Source organism: Luteibacter sp. CQ10 (genome assembly GCF_040900725.1).
Lineage (GTDB): Bacteria > Pseudomonadota > Gammaproteobacteria > Xanthomonadales > Rhodanobacteraceae > Luteibacter.
In genome coordinates this window covers 129673-146813 of sequence record NZ_JAEUYM010000001.1, presented here as the reverse complement: position 1 = coordinate 146813, position 17141 = coordinate 129673, and the positions used below count along the sequence as shown (strand labels likewise).

Annotated in this window: 19 protein-coding genes; 4 read left to right on the top strand and 15 right to left on the bottom strand. The window is 67.9% G+C overall.

The annotated features are described in order from the left end of the window. The first annotated feature begins 61 nt into the window (after nucleotides 1-61). The gene (locus tag JNG39_RS00730) at nucleotides 62-1027 is read left to right on the top strand and encodes a YeiH family protein (protein ID WP_368310787.1); all 966 of its coding nucleotides are present in this window, start codon (nucleotides 62-64) and stop codon (nucleotides 1025-1027) included. Nucleotides 1028-1110: 83 nt separating this feature from the next. Here the strand turns inward: JNG39_RS00730 and JNG39_RS00725 are convergent, their stop codons facing one another. From JNG39_RS00725 to JNG39_RS00710, 4 genes are read right to left on the bottom strand one after another with little or no spacing between them, the layout of a single operon-like run. Continuing rightward, nucleotides 1111-1971 carry a hypothetical protein gene (locus tag JNG39_RS00725; protein WP_368309091.1) on the bottom strand — a complete coding sequence of 287 codons (861 nt, stop codon included), beginning with the start codon at nucleotides 1969-1971 and terminating at the stop codon, nucleotides 1111-1113. Then, nucleotides 1949-3013, bottom strand: a complete 1065-nt coding sequence (locus tag JNG39_RS00720) for a GNAT family N-acetyltransferase (protein WP_368309090.1) — start codon at nucleotides 3011-3013, stop codon at nucleotides 1949-1951. The genes JNG39_RS00725 and JNG39_RS00720 overlap by 23 nt, the downstream gene beginning before the upstream one ends. Before the next feature lie 19 nt (nucleotides 3014-3032). Continuing rightward, nucleotides 3033-4436 (bottom strand): aspartate aminotransferase family protein, encoded by a 1404-nt coding sequence (locus JNG39_RS00715; protein ID WP_368309088.1) that lies wholly within the window; start codon nucleotides 4434-4436, stop codon nucleotides 3033-3035. Next, entirely contained in the window at nucleotides 4433-5149 is a 717-nt protein-coding gene (locus JNG39_RS00710) for an MtnX-like HAD-IB family phosphatase (protein ID WP_368309087.1), read from the bottom strand. Before JNG39_RS00710 ends, JNG39_RS00715 begins: the two co-directional genes overlap by 4 nt. Before the next feature lie 136 nt (nucleotides 5150-5285). Between JNG39_RS00710 and JNG39_RS00705 the strand changes: the two genes are divergently transcribed. Beyond that, complete coding sequence (locus JNG39_RS00705; protein WP_368309086.1) at nucleotides 5286-6047, top strand: MipA/OmpV family protein; 762 nt, start codon at nucleotides 5286-5288, stop codon at nucleotides 6045-6047. A gap of 151 nt (nucleotides 6048-6198) precedes the next feature. On the opposite strand, the gene JNG39_RS00700 is transcribed toward JNG39_RS00705, so the two are convergent. From JNG39_RS00700 to JNG39_RS00650, 11 genes are all read right to left on the bottom strand, one after another. After that, nucleotides 6199-6978, bottom strand: coding sequence for a lysostaphin resistance A-like protein (locus JNG39_RS00700; RefSeq protein WP_368309085.1), 780 nt, complete (start codon nucleotides 6976-6978; stop codon nucleotides 6199-6201). A gap of 89 nt (nucleotides 6979-7067) precedes the next feature. Continuing rightward, nucleotides 7068-7382, bottom strand: coding sequence for a non-heme iron oxygenase ferredoxin subunit (locus JNG39_RS00695; protein ID WP_368309083.1), 315 nt, complete (start codon nucleotides 7380-7382; stop codon nucleotides 7068-7070). Further along, nucleotides 7379-7927 (bottom strand): GNAT family N-acetyltransferase, encoded by a 549-nt coding sequence (locus JNG39_RS00690; RefSeq protein WP_368309081.1) that lies wholly within the window; start codon nucleotides 7925-7927, stop codon nucleotides 7379-7381. Before JNG39_RS00690 ends, JNG39_RS00695 begins: the two co-directional genes overlap by 4 nt. Before the next feature lie 154 nt (nucleotides 7928-8081). Next, the gene (locus JNG39_RS00685) at nucleotides 8082-9329 is read right to left on the bottom strand and encodes an aminotransferase class V-fold PLP-dependent enzyme (protein ID WP_368309080.1); all 1248 of its coding nucleotides are present in this window, start codon (nucleotides 9327-9329) and stop codon (nucleotides 8082-8084) included. A 14-nt stretch (nucleotides 9330-9343) separates the two neighbouring features. Beyond that, nucleotides 9344-10666: a Fe-S cluster assembly protein SufD gene (gene sufD, locus JNG39_RS00680; RefSeq protein ID WP_368309079.1), complete on the bottom strand. Its 1323-nt coding sequence runs from the start codon at nucleotides 10664-10666 to the stop codon at nucleotides 9344-9346. Next, nucleotides 10663-11448, bottom strand: coding sequence for a Fe-S cluster assembly ATPase SufC (gene sufC, locus JNG39_RS00675; RefSeq protein WP_144915246.1), 786 nt, complete (start codon nucleotides 11446-11448; stop codon nucleotides 10663-10665). Before sufC ends, sufD begins: the two co-directional genes overlap by 4 nt. A gap of 20 nt (nucleotides 11449-11468) precedes the next feature. Beyond that, entirely contained in the window at nucleotides 11469-11870 is a 402-nt protein-coding gene (locus JNG39_RS00670) for an ACT domain-containing protein (RefSeq protein WP_144914411.1), read from the bottom strand. Continuing rightward, nucleotides 11870-13330 carry a Fe-S cluster assembly protein SufB gene (gene sufB / locus JNG39_RS00665; protein WP_144915248.1) on the bottom strand — a complete coding sequence of 487 codons (1461 nt, stop codon included), beginning with the start codon at nucleotides 13328-13330 and terminating at the stop codon, nucleotides 11870-11872. Before sufB ends, JNG39_RS00670 begins: the two co-directional genes overlap by 1 nt. Nucleotides 13331-13344: 14 nt before the next feature. Then, entirely contained in the window at nucleotides 13345-13797 is a 453-nt protein-coding gene (locus JNG39_RS00660) for an SUF system Fe-S cluster assembly regulator (RefSeq protein ID WP_368309078.1), read from the bottom strand. An 87-nt stretch (nucleotides 13798-13884) separates the two neighbouring features. Next, nucleotides 13885-14094 (bottom strand): hypothetical protein, encoded by a 210-nt coding sequence (locus tag JNG39_RS00655; protein ID WP_368309077.1) that lies wholly within the window; start codon nucleotides 14092-14094, stop codon nucleotides 13885-13887. Between the two features lie 13 nt (nucleotides 14095-14107). After that, nucleotides 14108-14905, bottom strand: a complete 798-nt coding sequence (locus JNG39_RS00650; protein ID WP_368309075.1) for a VacJ family lipoprotein — start codon at nucleotides 14903-14905, stop codon at nucleotides 14108-14110. A 164-nt stretch (nucleotides 14906-15069) separates the two neighbouring features. Here JNG39_RS00650 and JNG39_RS00645 point away from each other — a divergent pair, with 164 nt between their 5' ends. Both JNG39_RS00645 and JNG39_RS00640 read left to right on the top strand, forming a co-directional pair. Then, nucleotides 15070-15780 carry a response regulator gene (locus JNG39_RS00645; protein ID WP_368309074.1) on the top strand — a complete coding sequence of 237 codons (711 nt, stop codon included), beginning with the start codon at nucleotides 15070-15072 and terminating at the stop codon, nucleotides 15778-15780. Beyond that, the gene (locus JNG39_RS00640) at nucleotides 15780-17123 is read left to right on the top strand and encodes a sensor histidine kinase (RefSeq protein WP_368309073.1); all 1344 of its coding nucleotides are present in this window, start codon (nucleotides 15780-15782) and stop codon (nucleotides 17121-17123) included. Before JNG39_RS00645 ends, JNG39_RS00640 begins: the two co-directional genes overlap by 1 nt. The last annotated feature ends 18 nt before the right edge of the window (nucleotides 17124-17141 follow it).

Genomic DNA, 17141 nt, shown 5'->3' with positions numbered 1-17141 from the left:
TCCCAATGAGGATCGCCCCGTGTCCACCGCTATCCCACCCAGCCACTCCCGCCTTCCCGGCATGGCCCTGGCCGTTGCCGTGGCGGCGATGGCGTTCGGTCTCGGCCGCTTGATGCCCCTGGTCGGCGGCGCCGTATTCGGCATCGTCCTGGGCATTCTCGTACGCCAGTTCCTGCCGCCGCCCGCGCGCTTCCTGCCCGGCATCCAGTTCGCCTCCAAGCAGGTGCTGCAGTGGTCGATCATCGCGCTGGGGTTTGGCTTGAGCATCACCCAGGTGGCCAAGACCGGTGCCGAATCGCTTTCGGTCACGCTGGCGACGGTGGTGGCCGCCGGCCTCTCGGCCTTGATCCTCGGCAAGCTCCTGCGCGTGCGCAACATGCTGAAGCTGCTGGTCGGCATCGGCACGGCGATCTGCGGCGGTTCGGCCATCGCCGCGGTCGTGCCCATCGTGAAGGCCGACGACCACGATACCGCCTTCGCCATTTCCACCATCTTCCTGTTCAACCTCGTGGCCGTGCTCACGTTTCCCGCGCTGGGCCACTGGCTGGGCCTGTCCGACCTCGGCTTCGGCCTGTGGGCGGGCACGGCCATCAACGACACCTCGTCCGTCGTGGCCGCCGGGTACGCATACAGCCACGCGGCCGGCGACTACGCCACCATCGTCAAGCTCACCCGTGCCACGCTGATCATCCCGATCTGCCTGATGATCGCTTTCATCGTCGCCTTGCGAGAGAAGCGCGGCGGCGCGGCGAATTTCAGCGTCGCGAAGATCTTCCCGTGGTTCATCCTGTGGTTCCTGGTCGCCTCGGCGATACGCACGGCGGGACTCGTGCCCGCGCCGGCGTTGCCGGCGATCCACTTCGTCGCCGAGTGCCTGATCGTCGTGGCGCTGACCGCCATCGGCCTGTCGGCGAACCTGCGGAAGATGGCGCAGACGGGGCACCGGCCGATCCTGCTGGGGCTGGGCGTGTGGGCCGCGGTGGCGCTGACCAGCCTCGGCGTGCAGCACCTCATCGGGCGCTGGTGAGGCCCTTCGCCGATACGATCGGCTCCCACCCCTTCGGTAGTGAATCCAGGTGGGTGCCGATCGCATCGGCGATGCACGCCGCCTCAGCGGTGGATCAAGGCGAGCAGCCGCACGTTCAACGCATGCTGCTGCGCCTGCCACTCCGCGATGCGAACCGGGTCGATGTCTTCCTGCCCGTCCATCGCGCTGAGCCGGCGTTTCCACCAGCTCTTGTAGCGGTACCTTGAAATCTCGCCGGTGACGTCGCTGGCCAGCACGCGACGACAGACGGCACCCAGGATGGCCGCGCCACCCTCTTCGCTCAGCGTGCCTTGGTCCCAGTTGGTCATGGCCACGTCGGCGGCGTAGGCATCCTTGTCGATGGAGAGGTACACCGGCTCGGTGGACGCCACCTGCATGTCGACGAAGGCGTCGACCATGGCCTCGGACGAGGCGAACGCGCGAAACGCACCGCCCAGGCCCAGGCGATTCGCCCAGCCCACGTCCACGCCGTTCGACCAATAGGTGAGCTTGCCCTCGCGCAACGGCCCGAGGTAGTTCTCCCAGGCATGCCCCCGGCCGATGTCGGTCGAGGTGATACCGATGACGTGCACGTGCGACACCCGCGGAAGCATCGCCACGCGGCGCACCCACGAGCCACAGTGCACGCCGAACGGAAAGCGCATGTTGTCGGGATGGTTGTCGAGCACCACCACCTGGAAACGCTCCCTGCCCGGCACGCGTTCGACCAGCGGCCAGGTGAGGTGGTGGAAATCGCCGCTGCCGAGAAAAACGGTTCCGTGTTCGCGCGGCAAGCTGTCTTCCAGCGTCATGGCGAAGCGGCGCAAGCGCCCCACCGAGCAACCGAAGCGGACGCCCTCCTCCCAATCACGCAGCGGCAACACGATGCGGCGGGCGATCGCGCCCACCGACCCGTCGACGTCAAGAACGACCGGTTGCCGCATCGTGCGCCTCCCAATGGCCGTCGGATTCGAAACGGTGCGCGAAACGCCGCAGCAGCGCGCGAAGCACGCGGTTGCGCACGAACACGGCATGCCGCGTGAGGTGGAAGCGCGCGCCGAGCTGGGCCTTCACGTCGGGATCGGTCCAGCCGGCCACGTAGAACGCCAGGCCGCGCTCGAGCGCGTATTCCAGGTTGAGGAACCAGCTGACGAAGTACAGGTCGAGGTCGCGCGCCGCCGGATAGGCGAAACCCACGTATTTGTCGAGCAGTTTACCTTCGTGCTCGTAGCAGAGGTTCCAGCCGATCAGTTCGCCCTCGGCGCGGTACGCGAAGACGATGCCGCCGGGTGCGCGCAACGTGGCCGCGAAAAAATCGCGGCCGAGCTTGTCGAAATGGATCTCGCTCTGGGCGTAGACGTTCTCGAACAGCGCGTAGTATGCGTCGATGCTCTCGTCCGACGCGAAGGCCTCGCCCGTCGGCAGCCGTTCGACCTGCAGGCGCTGGCGTGAACGCAACTTGCGACGGAGGTTTTTCCGCCGGGACGACGACAGCCTCGCGAGGTATTCGTCGACCGAGGCGAAGTCGATCGGCACGTAGGCCAGCGCCTGGCCCTCGACGATGAGGTAGCCCGCCTCGCGCGCGGCGTCGACGAAACGCGACGTCCACGCACGGTCGGCGATCGAGGTCAGGGGCGAGTCGACGGCGAGGTCCTTGACCACCAGCAGCGGGTGTTCGCGACCGAAACGCCGCGCCCAGTCGCGGGCGACCGTCGCCGGGTCGCTCGATCGGGCGAACAGCGCGTATTCCGAGACGGTGGTACCGGCAAAGCAGGTGCGCAGCGTGAGCAGGCGCTTGAGCACGCCCTGGAACGGAAGCGACGACAACCGCTTGCGCAGGTCGTCGTCGGCCGTGGTGAGCAGATCGAATCGTGTGACGAAAAGTGGCGCGCCGTCCGCCGCGGGGTGGGGGGAAAACCCCGACGGCGGATGGCGAGCGAAGTGCTCGAGCAACGCCTCCGGCTCGAGCTGGTTCACGAAGCCCATCGGACGGCGAGTCCGCGGGTCAGCCGCGCTTGGCCAGCGTGAGTGCCTGGTCGAGCAGCGCGATGGCGAGGTCGATTTCCTCGTGGCTGATGTCGAGCGACGGCGCGAACGTGATCACGTTCTTGTACCAGCCGCCCACGTCGAGCACGAGACCGATCTTCTTGCCTTCGTGGGTGAGACCGCCGGCCAGGCCGATGTCGACCATGCGGTCGAGCAGCGCCTTGTTCGGCGTGAAACCGTCGTCCGTGCAGATTTCGGCACGCAGGGCAAGGCCGAGGCCATCGACGTCGCCGATCTCCTTGTGGCGCTTCTGCAGGTCGCGCAGGCCTTCGAGGAAGTGCTTGCCCTTCTCGGCCACCTTGGTTTCGTAGTCGAGTTCGTAGCCCATCTGGATCACTTCCAGGCCCAGGGCGGTGCCCAGCGGATTGGAGTTGAACGTGGAATGGGTGGAGCCCGGCGGGAACACGGTGGGGTTGATCAGCTCCTCGCGCGCCCAGATACCCGACAACGGGTTCAGGCCGTTGGTGAGCGCCTTGCCGAACACGAGCACGTCGGGCGTGACGCCGAAATGCTCGATCGACCACAGCTTGCCGGTGCGCCAAAAACCCATCTGGATCTCGTCGACGACCATCAGGATGCCGTACTTGTCGAGCACCTTCTTCAGGTCGATGAAGAAGTTCTTCGGCGGAATGACGTAGCCGCCCGTGCCCTGGATCGGCTCGACGTAGAACGCGGCGTATTCGGCCTCGCCCACCTTCGGGTCCCACACGCCGTTGTATTCGGTTTCGAACAGGCGCTCGAACTGGCGCACGCAGGCGTCGGAATATTCCTCCGGGGACATGCCCTTGGGGCGGCGGAACGGATACGGGAACGGAATGAACTGCGCACGCTCGCCGAAGTGGCCGAAACGGCGGCGGTAGCGGTAGCTGGAGGTGATCGACGACGCGCCGAGCGTGCGGCCGTGATAACCGCCCTCGAAGGCGAACATCAGGCTCTTGCCGCCGCGCGCGTTGCGCACGAGCTTGAGCGAGTCTTCCACCGCCTGCGCGCCGCCCACGTTGAAGTGGCAGCGCCCGTCCAGGCCGAACTTCTTCTTCGCGTCGACGGCGATGGTCTTCGCCAGTTCGATCTTGCCCTGGTGCAGGTACTGGCTGGCCACCTGCGGCAGCAGGTCGATCTGCGCCTTGAGGCGGTCGTTGAGGCGCGGGTTGCCGTAGCCGAAGTTCACGGCGGAATACCACATCTGCAGGTCGAGGAACGGGATGTTCTCGCTGTCGTAGATGTAGCTGCCTTCGGCGTGGCGGAAGATCTTCGGCGGGTCGACGTAGTGCACCGTGTCGCCGAAGGAGCAGTACTTGGCTTCGTCGGCGAGCAGGCTGGCGTCGTCGATCACGAGGTCGGGGTTGCGGGAGATCAGATTCATGCGGGCAGATCCTGGGCGCTCGGCGCGGTGTGGGGCATGACGGCGTGCGGCGGCAGCCGGCCGTCGAGCAGGGCGGGAAGCAGTTCGAGCGCCTCGTCGAAACTGGCGATGGGCGCATAGGGGATGCCGGCGGCGCGGCAGTGTTCGATGAGGCGGTTCTTGGCGAACACGAAATCGACGTGGTCGGCGGCGCAGAAGTCGGATGCGCCATCGCCGATCAGCAGCGTCTTGCCGCCACGGGCCTTGGCCTTGTCCACGCGAGCGCACTTGCACGTGCCGCTGCGGCATCCGCGCGCACTGTAGGGCGAGGTAAGGCTCCAGCGATGATCGCCGGCATGCAGGAGATGGTTGGCCACGGTGGGCAGGCCATCGATGCCGTGGTTGGCGAGGATCGCGTGGATGGCGTGATCCAGCCCGTCGCTGACGATTTCCATCGGGATGCCCAGCTCCCTGGTGGCCTTCACGAACGCGGCGAAGCCGTGGTCGATGTGCAGGCGGCCGAGGTGGGCCTCGAGTTCGGAAGGACTCATGTCCAGCAGGGCCACCTGGCCCTGCATGCATACCGCCGAGCCGATGATGCCGGCCCGCCAGTCGCGCTCGAGGACGTCCCAGCCGGGGCGGCCGAAACGGTCGAGCAGCGAGTCGATGACGTCTTCCACGGCGATGGTGCCGTCGAAGTCGCACAGGATGTTCCAGGAAGGAGTGCTCGGCACGTTCGTCGGAGGATTGGCCTAGAGTGACGCGGAGGCTACGCGGGCATTCTTTCCGATCCCTTTCCGCGTGATGAAAGCGTCAGCTCAGCTTTTTTATGGCATCCTGCGCGGCCTGGCCGTACCCCCGGTACCTCGCATGCGCGCCCTGCTCCTCGCATTCGCCCTGTCGTTCCTCGCCTGCGCCACCGTCCACGCGGAAGACGACGCTCCCACCTACGCCTTCGGCGCCGGCGTGCAGCGCATGCCGGCGTGGCCGGGCTCGAAGGACCAGCGCAACCAGGCCATTCCCTACGTGGACATCGACCTGCCAGGCGTGGGCGAGCTGTCCACCGCCGACGGCCTGACGGTGGACCTCCTGGGCGGCGAGCACTGGCACGGTGGCATCTACGGCAATTGGCTATGGGGCCGCACGCACGGCGACCTCGGCCCGCTCGGCGGCAAGATCGCCGCGCTGTCGCCGCGTTTCGTCGGCGGCGGTTATCTCGAATACGCCTTCGACAAGCGCTTCAGCGTAGGCACCCACGTGGCGCACGACACCAGCGGCGCAGGTGCCTACGTCGCGCTCTATGCCGATTACCAGCTACCGGATATCTGGTACATCCAGCATTCGATCGAGTTGCAGGTCGAGGGCATGAACGGTCCGGCAATGCGGCGGTTCTTCGGCCTCGATGCCGACGAGGCGGCCACGCTCGGCACGCGCACGTGGCACCCCGGCGCCGGACGGCAATCGGCCGACATCGAATACGACGCCTTCATCCCCACCTCGCAGCACACGGGCTTCGCGCTGGCCGTGACGTACGGAAAACTGATCGGGGGCGCAGCCGACAGCCCGCTCGTGCGCGGCTTCGGATCGACGCGGCAGGTGACCGAGACGTTGGCGTTCGTGTATCACTTCTAGGCGCGAATGGGCGGCATGGCTCGCCCGGGCACGAGGCGCTGGATTCCTGCTGCCGCAGGAACGACGAGCGACACGATCGACGCTACCGCCAAAAACCTCACGTCGTTCCCGCGAAAGCAGGAACCTGGCGCCTGGAGACCGGTTTTCGCGATCACGCCGAATCGGCTTCCGCCTCATCGAATCCGTACGTCACCGGCACCGCGAACATCAACCCGAGCATCATCAGGTGCGCGCCACCCGACAGCAGCGCCGACCCCATGCGCGACACCGTGTCGTAAGGCAGGATGTCGGCCATCAGCACGTTGGCGAGGTTCCAGCCCCAGTGCAGTCCGACGGCCGCCCATAGCGAACCGGTGCGCGCCACCGCCGTCGCGTAGGCGGCGCCGAAGCAGAACAGCATCGCCCACTCCGCCGGCCCCTGCCCCAACCGGTAGACATGGTTGAACACGTAGAGCACGGTCGATGCCAGTACGAACGTCCATGCCGCTGCCCAGCGCACCCGTACCGCGCGCCAGAGGAAGCCGCGCGTGAGGAGGTCTTCCGCCACGGACGGCACGAAGGTGACCAGCAAGGCCCACGGAATCGAGGTCAGGAACGACACCGGACCGGGCATGACCGCATGGGCGCGCGCCGCGTAGACGTTCAGGGCCAGGCCGACGCAAACCGCCACGTACTTGGTGAGCAGGGCCAGCACGAGCCCACCGGCGAGCCAGGCGGGCGCGGCCTTGCGCCACTCCAGCGCATAGGCGTCGTAGCCCCGAAAACCCAGCCAGCGCCCCACCGGCCAGGCGACGGCGAGCATCGCCACCATGAAGGCGGCCTGGATCCAGAATTGGCCCAGCAGGCGGCCGCCGATACCTTCGGCGCCCTGGTAGAGAACGAACAGGAGCGCAAACGCGGGTACGACGCGCCGACGATCGATCGGTGGCATGGATTCCCCGTGGAACAGGTCGCGCTGACGGGGAAGCTTACGGTCGGCGTGCCCACGCACGCCACCCTCTTTTGGTGAGGGCTAACGGATCAGCGGTCGTCGCGCGTCCAGATCGCGCCGTCCTCTTCCTTCACCGGAAAGACCGTCACCGGCTCGTAGGCGGGAGGACAGGTGACCTCGCCCGTGCGCAGGTCGAAGCGCGCGCCGTGGCGTACGCATTCCACCTCGTGCCCGGTGACCGGCCCACCGGCCAGTTCGCCGCCGTCGTGGGTGCAGACGTCTTCGATGGCATAGAGGTCGCCGTCGATGTTGTACACGGCGATGGCCGTGTCGCCGTCCCAGGCCACGCGGTATTCGCCCGGGAGGAGTTCGCTGCGCGTGCCGACGCGTATCCAGCCGTTCATGGGAGATCCTTCACCAGGTATTCGAAGCGCAGGTCGTCGCGCTGCGGAATGCCGAAGCGCTCGTCGCCGTAAGGGAACGGGCCAAGGCGGCCGGTGCGGCGGTAACCGCGCCGTTCGTACCACGCGATGAGTTCGGCGCGGATGTCGATCACGGTCATCTCCACCTGGTCGCAGCGCCACTCCTCGCGGGCGATGCGCTCGACCTCCTCGATCACGAGACGGCCGATGCCCGCGCCCTGGGCGGGCGGATGCACCGAGAACATGCCGAAGTAGCAGGTGCGCTCGCGGCGCTCGATGTAGCAGGAGGCGAGCAGCGTGCCGTCGCGCTCGAACAGCACGAATCGGCCGTTACCGCCGGCCAGGAGGGTTTCGATTTCGGTGACGTCGGTACGCCGGCCATGGAGGAAATCGGCCTCGGTGGTCCAGCCGACGCGGCTGGCGTCGCCGCGATAGGCCGACTCGACCAGGGCGGCGATGAGGGGGGCATCGGCGGCGGTCGCCGGGCGGAAGGTGTGCGTGGAGTCCATGGCCGGATTGTAGGCCATTCGCCGATACGATCGGCTCCCACCCCTTCGGTAGCGAGGGTGCCTAAACCTGCCTATCGAAGGGGTGGGACCGATCGGTGGCAAGTTCGTTCTGATCCACCTACCGGAGGGGTGGGAGCCGATCGTATCGGCGAACCCTGCGAAGCGATGACGCTTAGAGCAACAGCTTGCGTACCCGCCCGATCGCCTCGATGAACCCGTCCACCTCGGCCCGGGTGTTGTAGAACGCCAGCGAGGCGCGCAACGTGGCCGGCACGCCGAAGAACTGCATCAACGGATGCGCGCAGTGGTGCCCCGAACGCACGGCCACGCCCTGAAGATCGAGCAGGGTCGCCATGTCGTTGGCATGGGCGCCCTCGATCAGGAACGAGATGACAGGCTCCTTCTCCTTGGCCCGACCGAAGATGCGCACGCCCGGCACGCTTTCCAGTGCCGCGGTGGCATAGGCCAGCAGATCCTGCTCGTAGGCCTTGAGGCGGTCGAAACCGATGCCGCCCAGGTAGTCGATCGCCGCCGACACCCCGGCGAACCCGGCGATGTTCGGCGTGCCCGCCTCGAAACGATGCGGCGGATCGGCGAACACCGTGCCCTCGAAACGCACCTCGCGGATCATTTCCCCACCGCCGAAGAACGGCGGCATCGCCATCAGGTGTTCGCGCTTCGCCCACAGCGCGCCGGTGCCCGTCGGCGCCAGCATCTTGTGGCCGGTGATCGCGTAGAAATCGCATCCCAGCGCCTGCACGTCGATGGGACGGTGCGGCGCGGCCTGCGAACCGTCCACGAGCAGCGGGATGCCGCGCTTGCGGCACTCGCGGGCGATCTCGCGCACGGGGTTCACCGTGCCGAGCACATTGGACACGTGCGTCACGCAGGCCAGCTTCACGTCCGGCGTGAGCAGCTTGACGTACTCCTCGAGGATCAGCTCGCCGTTGGCGTCGATCGGCGCCGCCTTCACGGTGGCGCCGGTGCGTTCGGCCACGAGCTGCCACGGAACGATATTGGCGTGGTGCTCCATCACCGTGGTGACGATCGCATCGCCAGGTTTCAGGCGCGGCAAGGCGTAACTGTAAGCCACGAGGTTGATCGATTGCGTGGTGCCCGACGTGAGGATCACCTCGTCGCGCGACGGCGCGTTGATGAATCGCGCGATCGCGTCGCGCGCGCCCTCGTAGGCGCCGGTGGCCTCTTCGCCGAGCAGATGCACCGCGCGCGCGACATTGGCGTTGTGCTGGCGATAGTGACGATCCACCGCCTCGATCACCGACACGGGCTTCTGCCCCGTATTGGCATTGTCGAAATAGATGAGCGGCTTGCCGTGCACGGTGCGCGACAGCAGCGGGAAGTCGGCGCGGATGCGCTCGACGTCCAGCGGCAGGGTGGCCGGGTCGGGCTGGGCGTTCATGGCGGGCTCCGGACTCATTCGGTGGCGGTGGTCGGCAGGTGTGCGACCAGCAACTCACCCAGGTGGTCGCGCAGGGCGTCGTTGGGCAGCGATTCGAGCGCGGCGCGGCAGAACGCCAGCGTCAGCAGGCTGCGCGCCTGCACGAGGGGAATGCCGCGCGAGCGCATGTAGAACAGCGAGCGCTCGTCGAGCTGGCCGATGGTGGCGCCATGGGCGGCCTTCACCTCGTCGGCGTAGATTTCCAGCTCCGGCTTGGTGTCGATCTCGGCCAGCGGCGACAGCAGCAGGTTCTTGTTGCTGAGCGAGGCATCCGTGCCGTCGGCGCCTTCGGCCACCACGATGGCGCCGCGGAACACGCCGCGCGAACGGCCGTCGGCGATGCCGCGCCAAAGAGCCTCGGACGACGTGCCGCGCGCCTTGTGATGCACTTCGAGCTGGGTATCCACGTGCTGGCGACCGGCCAGCGCGAAGACGCCACGCGAATCGAAGCGCGCACCGTCGCCGAGCAATTCGGCGGTGAATTCGTGACGGACCAGCGCGCCACCCAGCTCGAGCGCGTGCAGCGTGGCCGTGGCGTTCGCGTCCAGGCGCACGTGGCCGCGACGCACGAGGGTCGTGGTCGCAGGCGCATCCTGCAACACGACGATGCCCAGCGAAGCCCCCTCGCGCACGGCGTAGTCGGCGACCACGGTGCCGAGCTGCGGCGCCTCGCCCGGGGAAACGTAATGCTCCACGAGATCGGCATGCGCGCCCTTGCCCACTTCCACCAGCACGCGCACGTGCCACGCGCTGTCGGGCTGGCTGCCGCTGGACACGTGCACCACGTGAAGCGGCGTGTCCAGCGTCACGCCGTCGGCCAGGCGCAGCACGAGGCCGTCGCGGGAAAGCGCGGCATTGAGATGCGCGAACGCGTCGGCCGCGCCACGCAGGTCACGGTTGGCGAGCACGAAACGCAACGGTTCGGGCTGGTCGGCGAGCGCCGCGGCGAGCGGCAGCAGTTCCACGCCCTGCCCGGCCGCCATCGACGAAAGATCGGCACGGAACACGCCGTCGACGAAGACGACGCGCGCACCGTCCACGCCGGGAAGCACGAAGGTCTCGGCGTCGACCGTCGCCGCCTTGGCGGCATCGGCATCGGCCAGCGCGAACGCGCGCTGCGACAGGGCACGCAACGGCGTGTACTTCCATGCCTCGTTGCGGCCTTCGGGCAATCCCGTGGCGGCGAAGGCGTCGAGGTGGTCGCGACGCGCGGCGTCGAGCCAGGCGATGCCGCTGGCCGGCACGGTGGCGGCGGCATCCAGCGCCGCCCGCACGAACGGGGACGGCGCGGTGGTCATGCCGGCACTCCGGTGAGGTCGGCCTTGCGCAGTTCGGGATGGGTGTCGGCGAGCCAGGCATAACCCTCGGCCTCGAGCTTGAGCGCGAGGTTCTTGTCGCCGCTCTCCACGATGCGGCCACCGGCCAGCACGTGCACGAAGTCGGGCTCGATGTAGTCGAGCAGGCGCTGGTAATGCGTGACCACGAGGAACGAGCGATCCGGCGAGCGCAGCGCGTTCACGCCCTCGGCCACCTGCTTGAGCGCATCGATGTCGAGGCCGGAATCGGTCTCGTCGAGGATCGCCAGCTTCGGCTCGAGCACCGCCATCTGGAAGATCTCGTTGCGCTTCTTCTCGCCGCCCGAGAACCCCTCGTTGACCGCGCGATGCAGCAGCTCGTCGGAGATCTGCATCACCTTGAGCTTCTCGCGCACGAGCTTCAGGAAGCGCATGGAGTCGAGTTCGTCTTCGCCGCGGAACCTGCGCTGCGCGTTGAGCGCGGCGCGCAGGAAGTAGGTGTTGTTCACGCCCGGGATTTCCACCGGGTACTGGAAGGCCAGGAACACGCCGACGGCGGCGCGCTCTTCCGGCTCCAGCGCCAGCAGGTCGCGGCCGTCGAAGGTGACGCTGCCTTCGGTGACCTCGTAGCCGTCGCGCCCGGAGAGCACGTTGCCGAGCGTGGACTTGCCCGCGCCGTTCGGCCCCATGATGGCGTGCACCTCGCCCGGCTTCACGGCGAGCGAAAGGCCTTTGAGGATCTCCTTGCCTTCGACGCGGGCGTGGAGGTTGTCGATCTTGAGCATGTGCATGGCGGTGCTGTCCATCAGGGCGTGAGGTGCGAGAGCGCGTCGAGCGCGTCGTCGCGGCGGTCCCAGGGCACGAAGACGTGGTCGTGCAGGAACGCGGAAACGGGGTTGCAGGGAATGCCGCGCTTGGCGAGCGCGGCGGAGACGGCGGCCATCAGGCCGACCGCGGTGAGGCTGGACTGCACGCGCAGCGTGATGCAGGCCCAGAGCATGCGGTCGGCCTCGTCTTCGGACGCGTCGACGATGAGCGTGGTGCCCTCGGCTTCGCGGAACAGCATCAGCGCCTCGGCCACCCGCTCGCGCGCCTTCTCGTGCGAGGCGTGCAGGAAGCGCTTGGGCACCGGGTCGATCACCGGATCGAGCGCGGCCAGCAAGGCGCGAAGGTCGGTGAGCCCCGGGGCGGAGCCGACGATGCCCATCAGCCGACCGCGCCTTCGAGGGAGACCTCGAGCAGCTTCTTGGCCTCCACGGCGAACTCCATCGGCAGTTCGCGGAACACCTGCTTGCAGAAGCCGTCGACGATCATCGAGACGGCGTCTTCCTCGCCGATGCCGCGCGAGAGGCAGTAGAACAGCTGGTCGTCGGAAATCTTCGAGGTGGTGGCCTCGTGCTCGACGATGGCGCCGGGATTCTTCACTTCCATGTACGGGAAGGTATGCGCGCCGCACTGCTTGCCGATGAGCAGCGAATCGCACTGCGTGTAGTTGCGCGCGCCGTCGGCGCCCTTCTCGATCTTCACCAGGCCGCGATAGCTGTTGGAGCTGCGCCCGGCGCTGATGCCCTTGGCGACGATCTTCGACTTGGTGCCCTTGCCGATGTGGATCATCTTCGTGCCGGTGTCGGCCTGCTGGCGGTGGTGCGTGAGCGCCACGGAGTAGAACTCGCCCACCGAGCGGTCGCCGCGCAGCACGCAGCTGGGGTACTTCCAGGTGATGGCCGAGCCGGTTTCCACCTGCGTCCAGCTGATCTTCGAATCGGCGCCGCGGCAGTCGCCGCGCTTGGTCACGAAGTTGTAGATGCCGCCGACGCCGTTCTCGTCGCCGGGATACCAGTTCTGCACGGTGGAATACTTGATCTGCGCGCGTTCGAGCGCCACCAGTTCCACCACGGCCGCGTGCAGTTGGTTCTCGTCGCGCATCGGCGCCGTGCAGCCTTCCAGGTACGACACGTAGGCGTCGTCCTCGGCCACGAGCAACGTGCGCTCGAACTGCCCCGTGTTGATCGCGTTGATGCGGAAGTAGGTGGACAGCTCCATCGGGCAACGCACGCCCTTGGGAATGAACACGAAGCTGCCGTCGGAGAACACGGCCGAATTCAGCGCCGCGAAGTAGTTGTCGCCCGGCGGCACCACGCTGCCCAGGTACTGGCGCACCAGGTCGGGGTATTCGCGGATGGCCTCGGACATCGAGCAGAAGATGACGCCCGCCTCGGCCAGCTCCTTGCGGAAGGTGGTGCCGACCGACACGGAGTCGAACACGGCATCCACCGCCACGCCGGCGAGCTTCGCGCGCTCGTGCAGCGGCACGCCGAGCTTCTCGTAGGTTTCGAGCAGCTTCGGGTCGACCTCATCGAGCGACTTGGGACCGGCCTTCGGCGCGGAGTAGTAGCTCACCGACTGGTAGTCGATGGGCGCGATGTCGAGCTTGGCCCAGTCCGGCTCGGGCAGGGTCAGCCAATGACGGTAGGCCGCCAGTCGCCATTCGGTCATCCACTCCGGCTCGCCCTTGATGGCCGACAACTGGCGGACGATGTCCTCGTTGAGGCCGGGCGGAAGGCTGGTGGATTCGATGTCGGTGACGAAGCCGGCTTCGTAGCGGCGATTGAGCGCCTCCACCACTTCGGCGTTGTCGCGCACCGGGTCTGCCACGTCGCGTGTCATGTTCTCGCTCTCGTTCATGCGGTTGCCTGCGCGGTGTCGGTCGCGCTCCGGACCGGCGCCATCGGGCGGCCGGCCAGCATCTGTGCCAGGGTCATGGCGCGCAGCACGCCGTCGATGGCGCCCGAGACGGTGCGCCAGCTGCCGCTGACCCCGCAGGCGGAAAGCCGTTCGCACTGGCCCTGGGCCAGGCTGCACTCGGTGAGGCCGATCGGCCCCTCCATCGCCTCGACGATGTCGGCGAGGCTGATCGCCTCCGCCGGACGGGCGAGGCGGTAGCCGCCGTTGACCCCGCGAAAGGATTCCACCAGCCCCGCGTGCCCCAGCATTTTCAGCAACTTGGACACGGTCGGCAGCTCCAGCTTCGCCTCGTCGGCGATCTGGGCGGTGCTGAGGACCTCGGCGGGGTGCGCGGCGATGCAGGTCATCACCACGGTCGCGTAGTCGGTCAGTCGGCTGACTCGGAGCATCGGGGAAAGGGGGAACTCGGGGATACAGGACCAAAATGGTACTGTTTCGAACCCGATTTTGCAACGCGGCAAGCCTGGGGTGTCAGGTCACCTGCCGCGCTCGTGGGCGCGAATGGCCTGGATCATGGCGATGAGCCGGCGGGTTTCGCCCGCCTCCACCACGTCCTCGGCCGTGCGGTAGCCGAGTTCCGCGATGGGATCGTCGGTGAACCAGGCGCGCCGCCGCGCCCGGTCGGGTTCGACGTGGCGGGCTTCGGCGAGGACACGCGCGGTATCGCACAACAGGCGGACGGACATGGTGCGGCCCTCCTCAGGGATTCACGGGAAGGCCGGTCGCCGCCCTCCCCTCGGCCGACGAGGCCTCGCCTCGCACCTCGCCACGCCGGCCATCCTCGACGAGCGCCCGGCGTCGCGCCGCCGCGTCGTCGCGCAGGGCCGCGTAGTAGTCCTGCGACTGCGCGAGGCGGTCGGTATACGGCAGGGCCCGGGCGCGCCCGTCGACCACGGCGCCCACGGTGCCGGCCGTCTGCAGCGTCGAGACCGTGTCGGAGCTGTCGCCCAGCCGGTAGAACGACAGGGTCAGGATGCGGCCCACCGAGTCGCGCACGTTCGACGATCCGAACACGGGCAGTTCGACGGTATGCCCCGGGCCCATGCCCCACACGCCGAAGGTCTGGCCCAGGTCGGCATCGTGGTGCGGCATGCCCCACTTGCCCGCGACGTCGAACAGGCCGGCGACGCCGACCGTGCTGTTGACGATGAAGCGCCCGGCGGTCGTGAGCGAACGCAGCCCGTTGGCCTGGAGCAGGTCGTTGGCGAACACCACCGGCTCGCGCAGGTTCTGCGCGAAGTTGCGCACGCCGTTGCGCACCGGCCTGGGCAGGTGCGAGTAGCCGCGCGCGACCGGGCGTAGGATGACCTTGTCCAGGGCCTTGTTGAAGGCGAACACCTTGCGGTTGATGGGCTCGTCGTGGGGCGCCGTCGCGGTGCCCGGGCCGGGATCTTTCTTCACGCCCTGCGAGCAGCCCGACAGGGCGAGCAGCGCGACGGCGCAGAGGCATGCGGCGGAGGACGCATGGAACGACGGGGTGCGGACGGTGGCGGGCATGGGACGCTCATGGCGGAGGGAGTACCGCGGAGGTTCACGGGCGCTTGCGTCCGGGGTTTTTCCAGTTCGCTTCCGGCCGGTCACAATGTTTCAGGCCGGAAACAAATGACATCGTCGCCGTGCGACGGGCTATAAAGGGCGCCACGCAGCCCGTGCAGGACACCATGCAACGCCTCCTCATCGTGGACGACGACGACGAGATCCGCTCGCTCCTCCAGCGATTCTTCCAGCGCAGCGGTTTCGACGCCGACACGGCCGCCTCCGGGGCGGAGATGGACGCGCGCCTGGCGCGGGGCCGCTACGACCTCGTCATCCTCGACGTCATGCTGCCCGACGAAGATGGCTTCAGCCTGTGCAAGCGGCTGCATGCCGCCGGCGGCACCGCGATCATCATGGTCACGGGCGTCGTCGAATCCACCGACCGCATCGTCGGCCTCGAACTGGGCGCCGACGACTACGTCACCAAGCCGTTCGATGCGCGGGAACTGCTCGCCAGGGTGCGCGCGGTGCTTCGCCGCAGCGAGTCGTCCGCGATGGCGTCGGGCGCGGGGCCATCGCCCATGCTGCACTTCAGCGGCTGGCGCCTGGACATCGTGCGACGCGAGTTGCGTTCCTCCGACCACACGCTCACCCCGCTGTCCGGCGCGGAATTCGAACTGCTCGTGGCCTTCGCCCAGCATCCGCGCCGCGTGCTCACCCGCGAGCAGCTCATCGACATGGCCCGCGGGCCGCGCCACGAGGCGTTCGATCGCAGCATCGACGTGCAGGTGAGCCGCCTGCGCCGGAAGATCGAAGAAGATCCGGGCGATCCGGAAATCATCCGCACGGTGCGCAATATGGGCTACATGTTCAACGCCACCGTCGAGCGCGCGTGATGCGCACGGGACGCTGGACCTCCGACACCATCGGTCGCTGGTTCGCGATCAACATCGTCGTCGCCGTCATCATCGCCGCGGCGATGAACGCCGCTTTTTCCGCCTTCGCGGGCGTGTGGGCGAAACCGGGCCTGCAGGATATCGGCCTGGTCGACGAGGTGGCCGCGGTCGCGCGGATCCTCGACGGCGCGCCGCGCGATGCGCGCGCCGGGCTCGCGGCGTCGGTGAGCAACGACCGCTACGCGGTCACCTGGTTTCCGAACGATGCGTCGTTGCCCATCGCCATCGACGCCTCCGAATTCCACCAGGGCCGCGCGAAGATCCGTTCGCTGCTGGGCCGTCCGTCCGCGCGCGTCGTCGCCTATGAGCCCGGCGATCCCGACCTGCACGGCCGGCCGGAAACCGCCTATGGCCTCGCGATCTCCCTGTCCGATCGCTCCTGGGTGCGTTTCGTCGCGCCTCAGCGGAGTTGGGGACTCAGCCCCACGGCACGCACCCTGCTCACCGTGGGCTTCGCCGTGGTCTGCGCCCTATTGGTCGCCGCGCTGGCCAGCCGCCGTCTCGCCCGCCCGCTCGAACGCTTCGCCCGCCAGGCCCAGCGCTTCGGCGCCGACGTGAACGCGCCGCCGATGCAGACCACCGGGCCGCTGGAGATCCGCCTCGCCGCCCAGGCGTTCAACGAGATGCAGGCCCGCGTGCAACGCTACGTGGCCGACCGCACGACGATGCTGGCGGCGATCTCGCACGACCTGCGCGCGCCGCTCACCCGCATGCGCCTGCGCGGCGAATTCATCGAAGACGAGGAACAGCAGCGCAAGCTGTTCCGCGACGTCGACGAGATGCAGGCCATGGTCGACGCCTCGCTCGAGTTCTTCCGCGACGACAGCGAACAGGAACCGACCACCCGGTTCATGCTTTCGGAGCTGATCGAAACGGTACTGGACGACTTCCGCGACGCCGGGCATGACGTGGCGTTCGATACGCCCGGCAGCGTCACCTACGTCGGGCGTCCGCTCACGCTTCGCCGCGCGGTCGCCAACCTGGTGGACAACGCCGTCAAGTACGGCGCCCGTGCCCACGTGCGGCTACGGCCCGGCGACGGCTGGATCGACATCCTGGTCGACGACGAGGGCCCGGGCATCCCCGAGGCCCTGCGCGAGGCCGTGTTCCGCCCGTTCTATCGCATCGAAGGTTCCCGCAACCGGCAGACGGGCGGCGTCGGCCTCGGCCTGGCCGCCGTCCGTTCCGCCGTGCGTGGCCACGGTGGCGACATCGTGCTGGATACCGCACCCGGCGGCGGCTTGCGGGTGCACGTGAAGTTGCCCTACGTGGCTGACGCCTGACATCGACCGCGTCCACCG

Bases quoted from the DNA above. Each gene is read 5' to 3' on its own strand.
- JNG39_RS00730 (WP_368310787.1), top strand. From the start codon at position 62: ATGGCCCTGGCCGTTGCCGTGGCGGCGATGGCGTTCGGTCTCGGCCGC.
- JNG39_RS00725 (WP_368309091.1), bottom strand. From the start codon at position 1,971: ATGCGGCAACCGGTCGTTCTTGACGTCGACGGGTCGGTGGGCGCGATC.
- JNG39_RS00720 (WP_368309090.1), bottom strand. From the start codon at position 3,013: ATGGGCTTCGTGAACCAGCTCGAGCCGGAGGCGTTGCTCGAGCACTTC.
- JNG39_RS00715 (WP_368309088.1), bottom strand. From the start codon at position 4,436: ATGAATCTGATCTCCCGCAACCCCGACCTCGTGATCGACGACGCCAGC.
- JNG39_RS00705 (WP_368309086.1), top strand. From the start codon at position 5,286: ATGCGCGCCCTGCTCCTCGCATTCGCCCTGTCGTTCCTCGCCTGCGCC.
- JNG39_RS00700 (WP_368309085.1), bottom strand. From the start codon at position 6,978: ATGCCACCGATCGATCGTCGGCGCGTCGTACCCGCGTTTGCGCTCCTG.
- JNG39_RS00695 (WP_368309083.1), bottom strand. From the start codon at position 7,382: ATGAACGGCTGGATACGCGTCGGCACGCGCAGCGAACTCCTCCCGGGC.
- JNG39_RS00690 (WP_368309081.1), bottom strand. From the start codon at position 7,927: ATGGCCTACAATCCGGCCATGGACTCCACGCACACCTTCCGCCCGGCG.
- JNG39_RS00685 (WP_368309080.1), bottom strand. From the start codon at position 9,329: ATGAACGCCCAGCCCGACCCGGCCACCCTGCCGCTGGACGTCGAGCGC.
- sufD (WP_368309079.1), bottom strand. From the start codon at position 10,666: ATGACCACCGCGCCGTCCCCGTTCGTGCGGGCGGCGCTGGATGCCGCC.
- sufC (WP_144915246.1), bottom strand. From the start codon at position 11,448: ATGCTCAAGATCGACAACCTCCACGCCCGCGTCGAAGGCAAGGAGATC.
- JNG39_RS00670 (WP_144914411.1), bottom strand. From the start codon at position 11,870: ATGGGCATCGTCGGCTCCGCCCCGGGGCTCACCGACCTTCGCGCCTTG.
- sufB (WP_144915248.1), bottom strand. From the start codon at position 13,330: ATGACACGCGACGTGGCAGACCCGGTGCGCGACAACGCCGAAGTGGTG.
- JNG39_RS00660 (WP_368309078.1), bottom strand. From the start codon at position 13,797: ATGCTCCGAGTCAGCCGACTGACCGACTACGCGACCGTGGTGATGACC.
- JNG39_RS00655 (WP_368309077.1), bottom strand. From the start codon at position 14,094: ATGTCCGTCCGCCTGTTGTGCGATACCGCGCGTGTCCTCGCCGAAGCC.
- JNG39_RS00650 (WP_368309075.1), bottom strand. From the start codon at position 14,905: ATGCCCGCCACCGTCCGCACCCCGTCGTTCCATGCGTCCTCCGCCGCA.
- JNG39_RS00645 (WP_368309074.1), top strand. From the start codon at position 15,070: ATGCAACGCCTCCTCATCGTGGACGACGACGACGAGATCCGCTCGCTC.
- JNG39_RS00640 (WP_368309073.1), top strand. From the start codon at position 15,780: ATGCGCACGGGACGCTGGACCTCCGACACCATCGGTCGCTGGTTCGCG.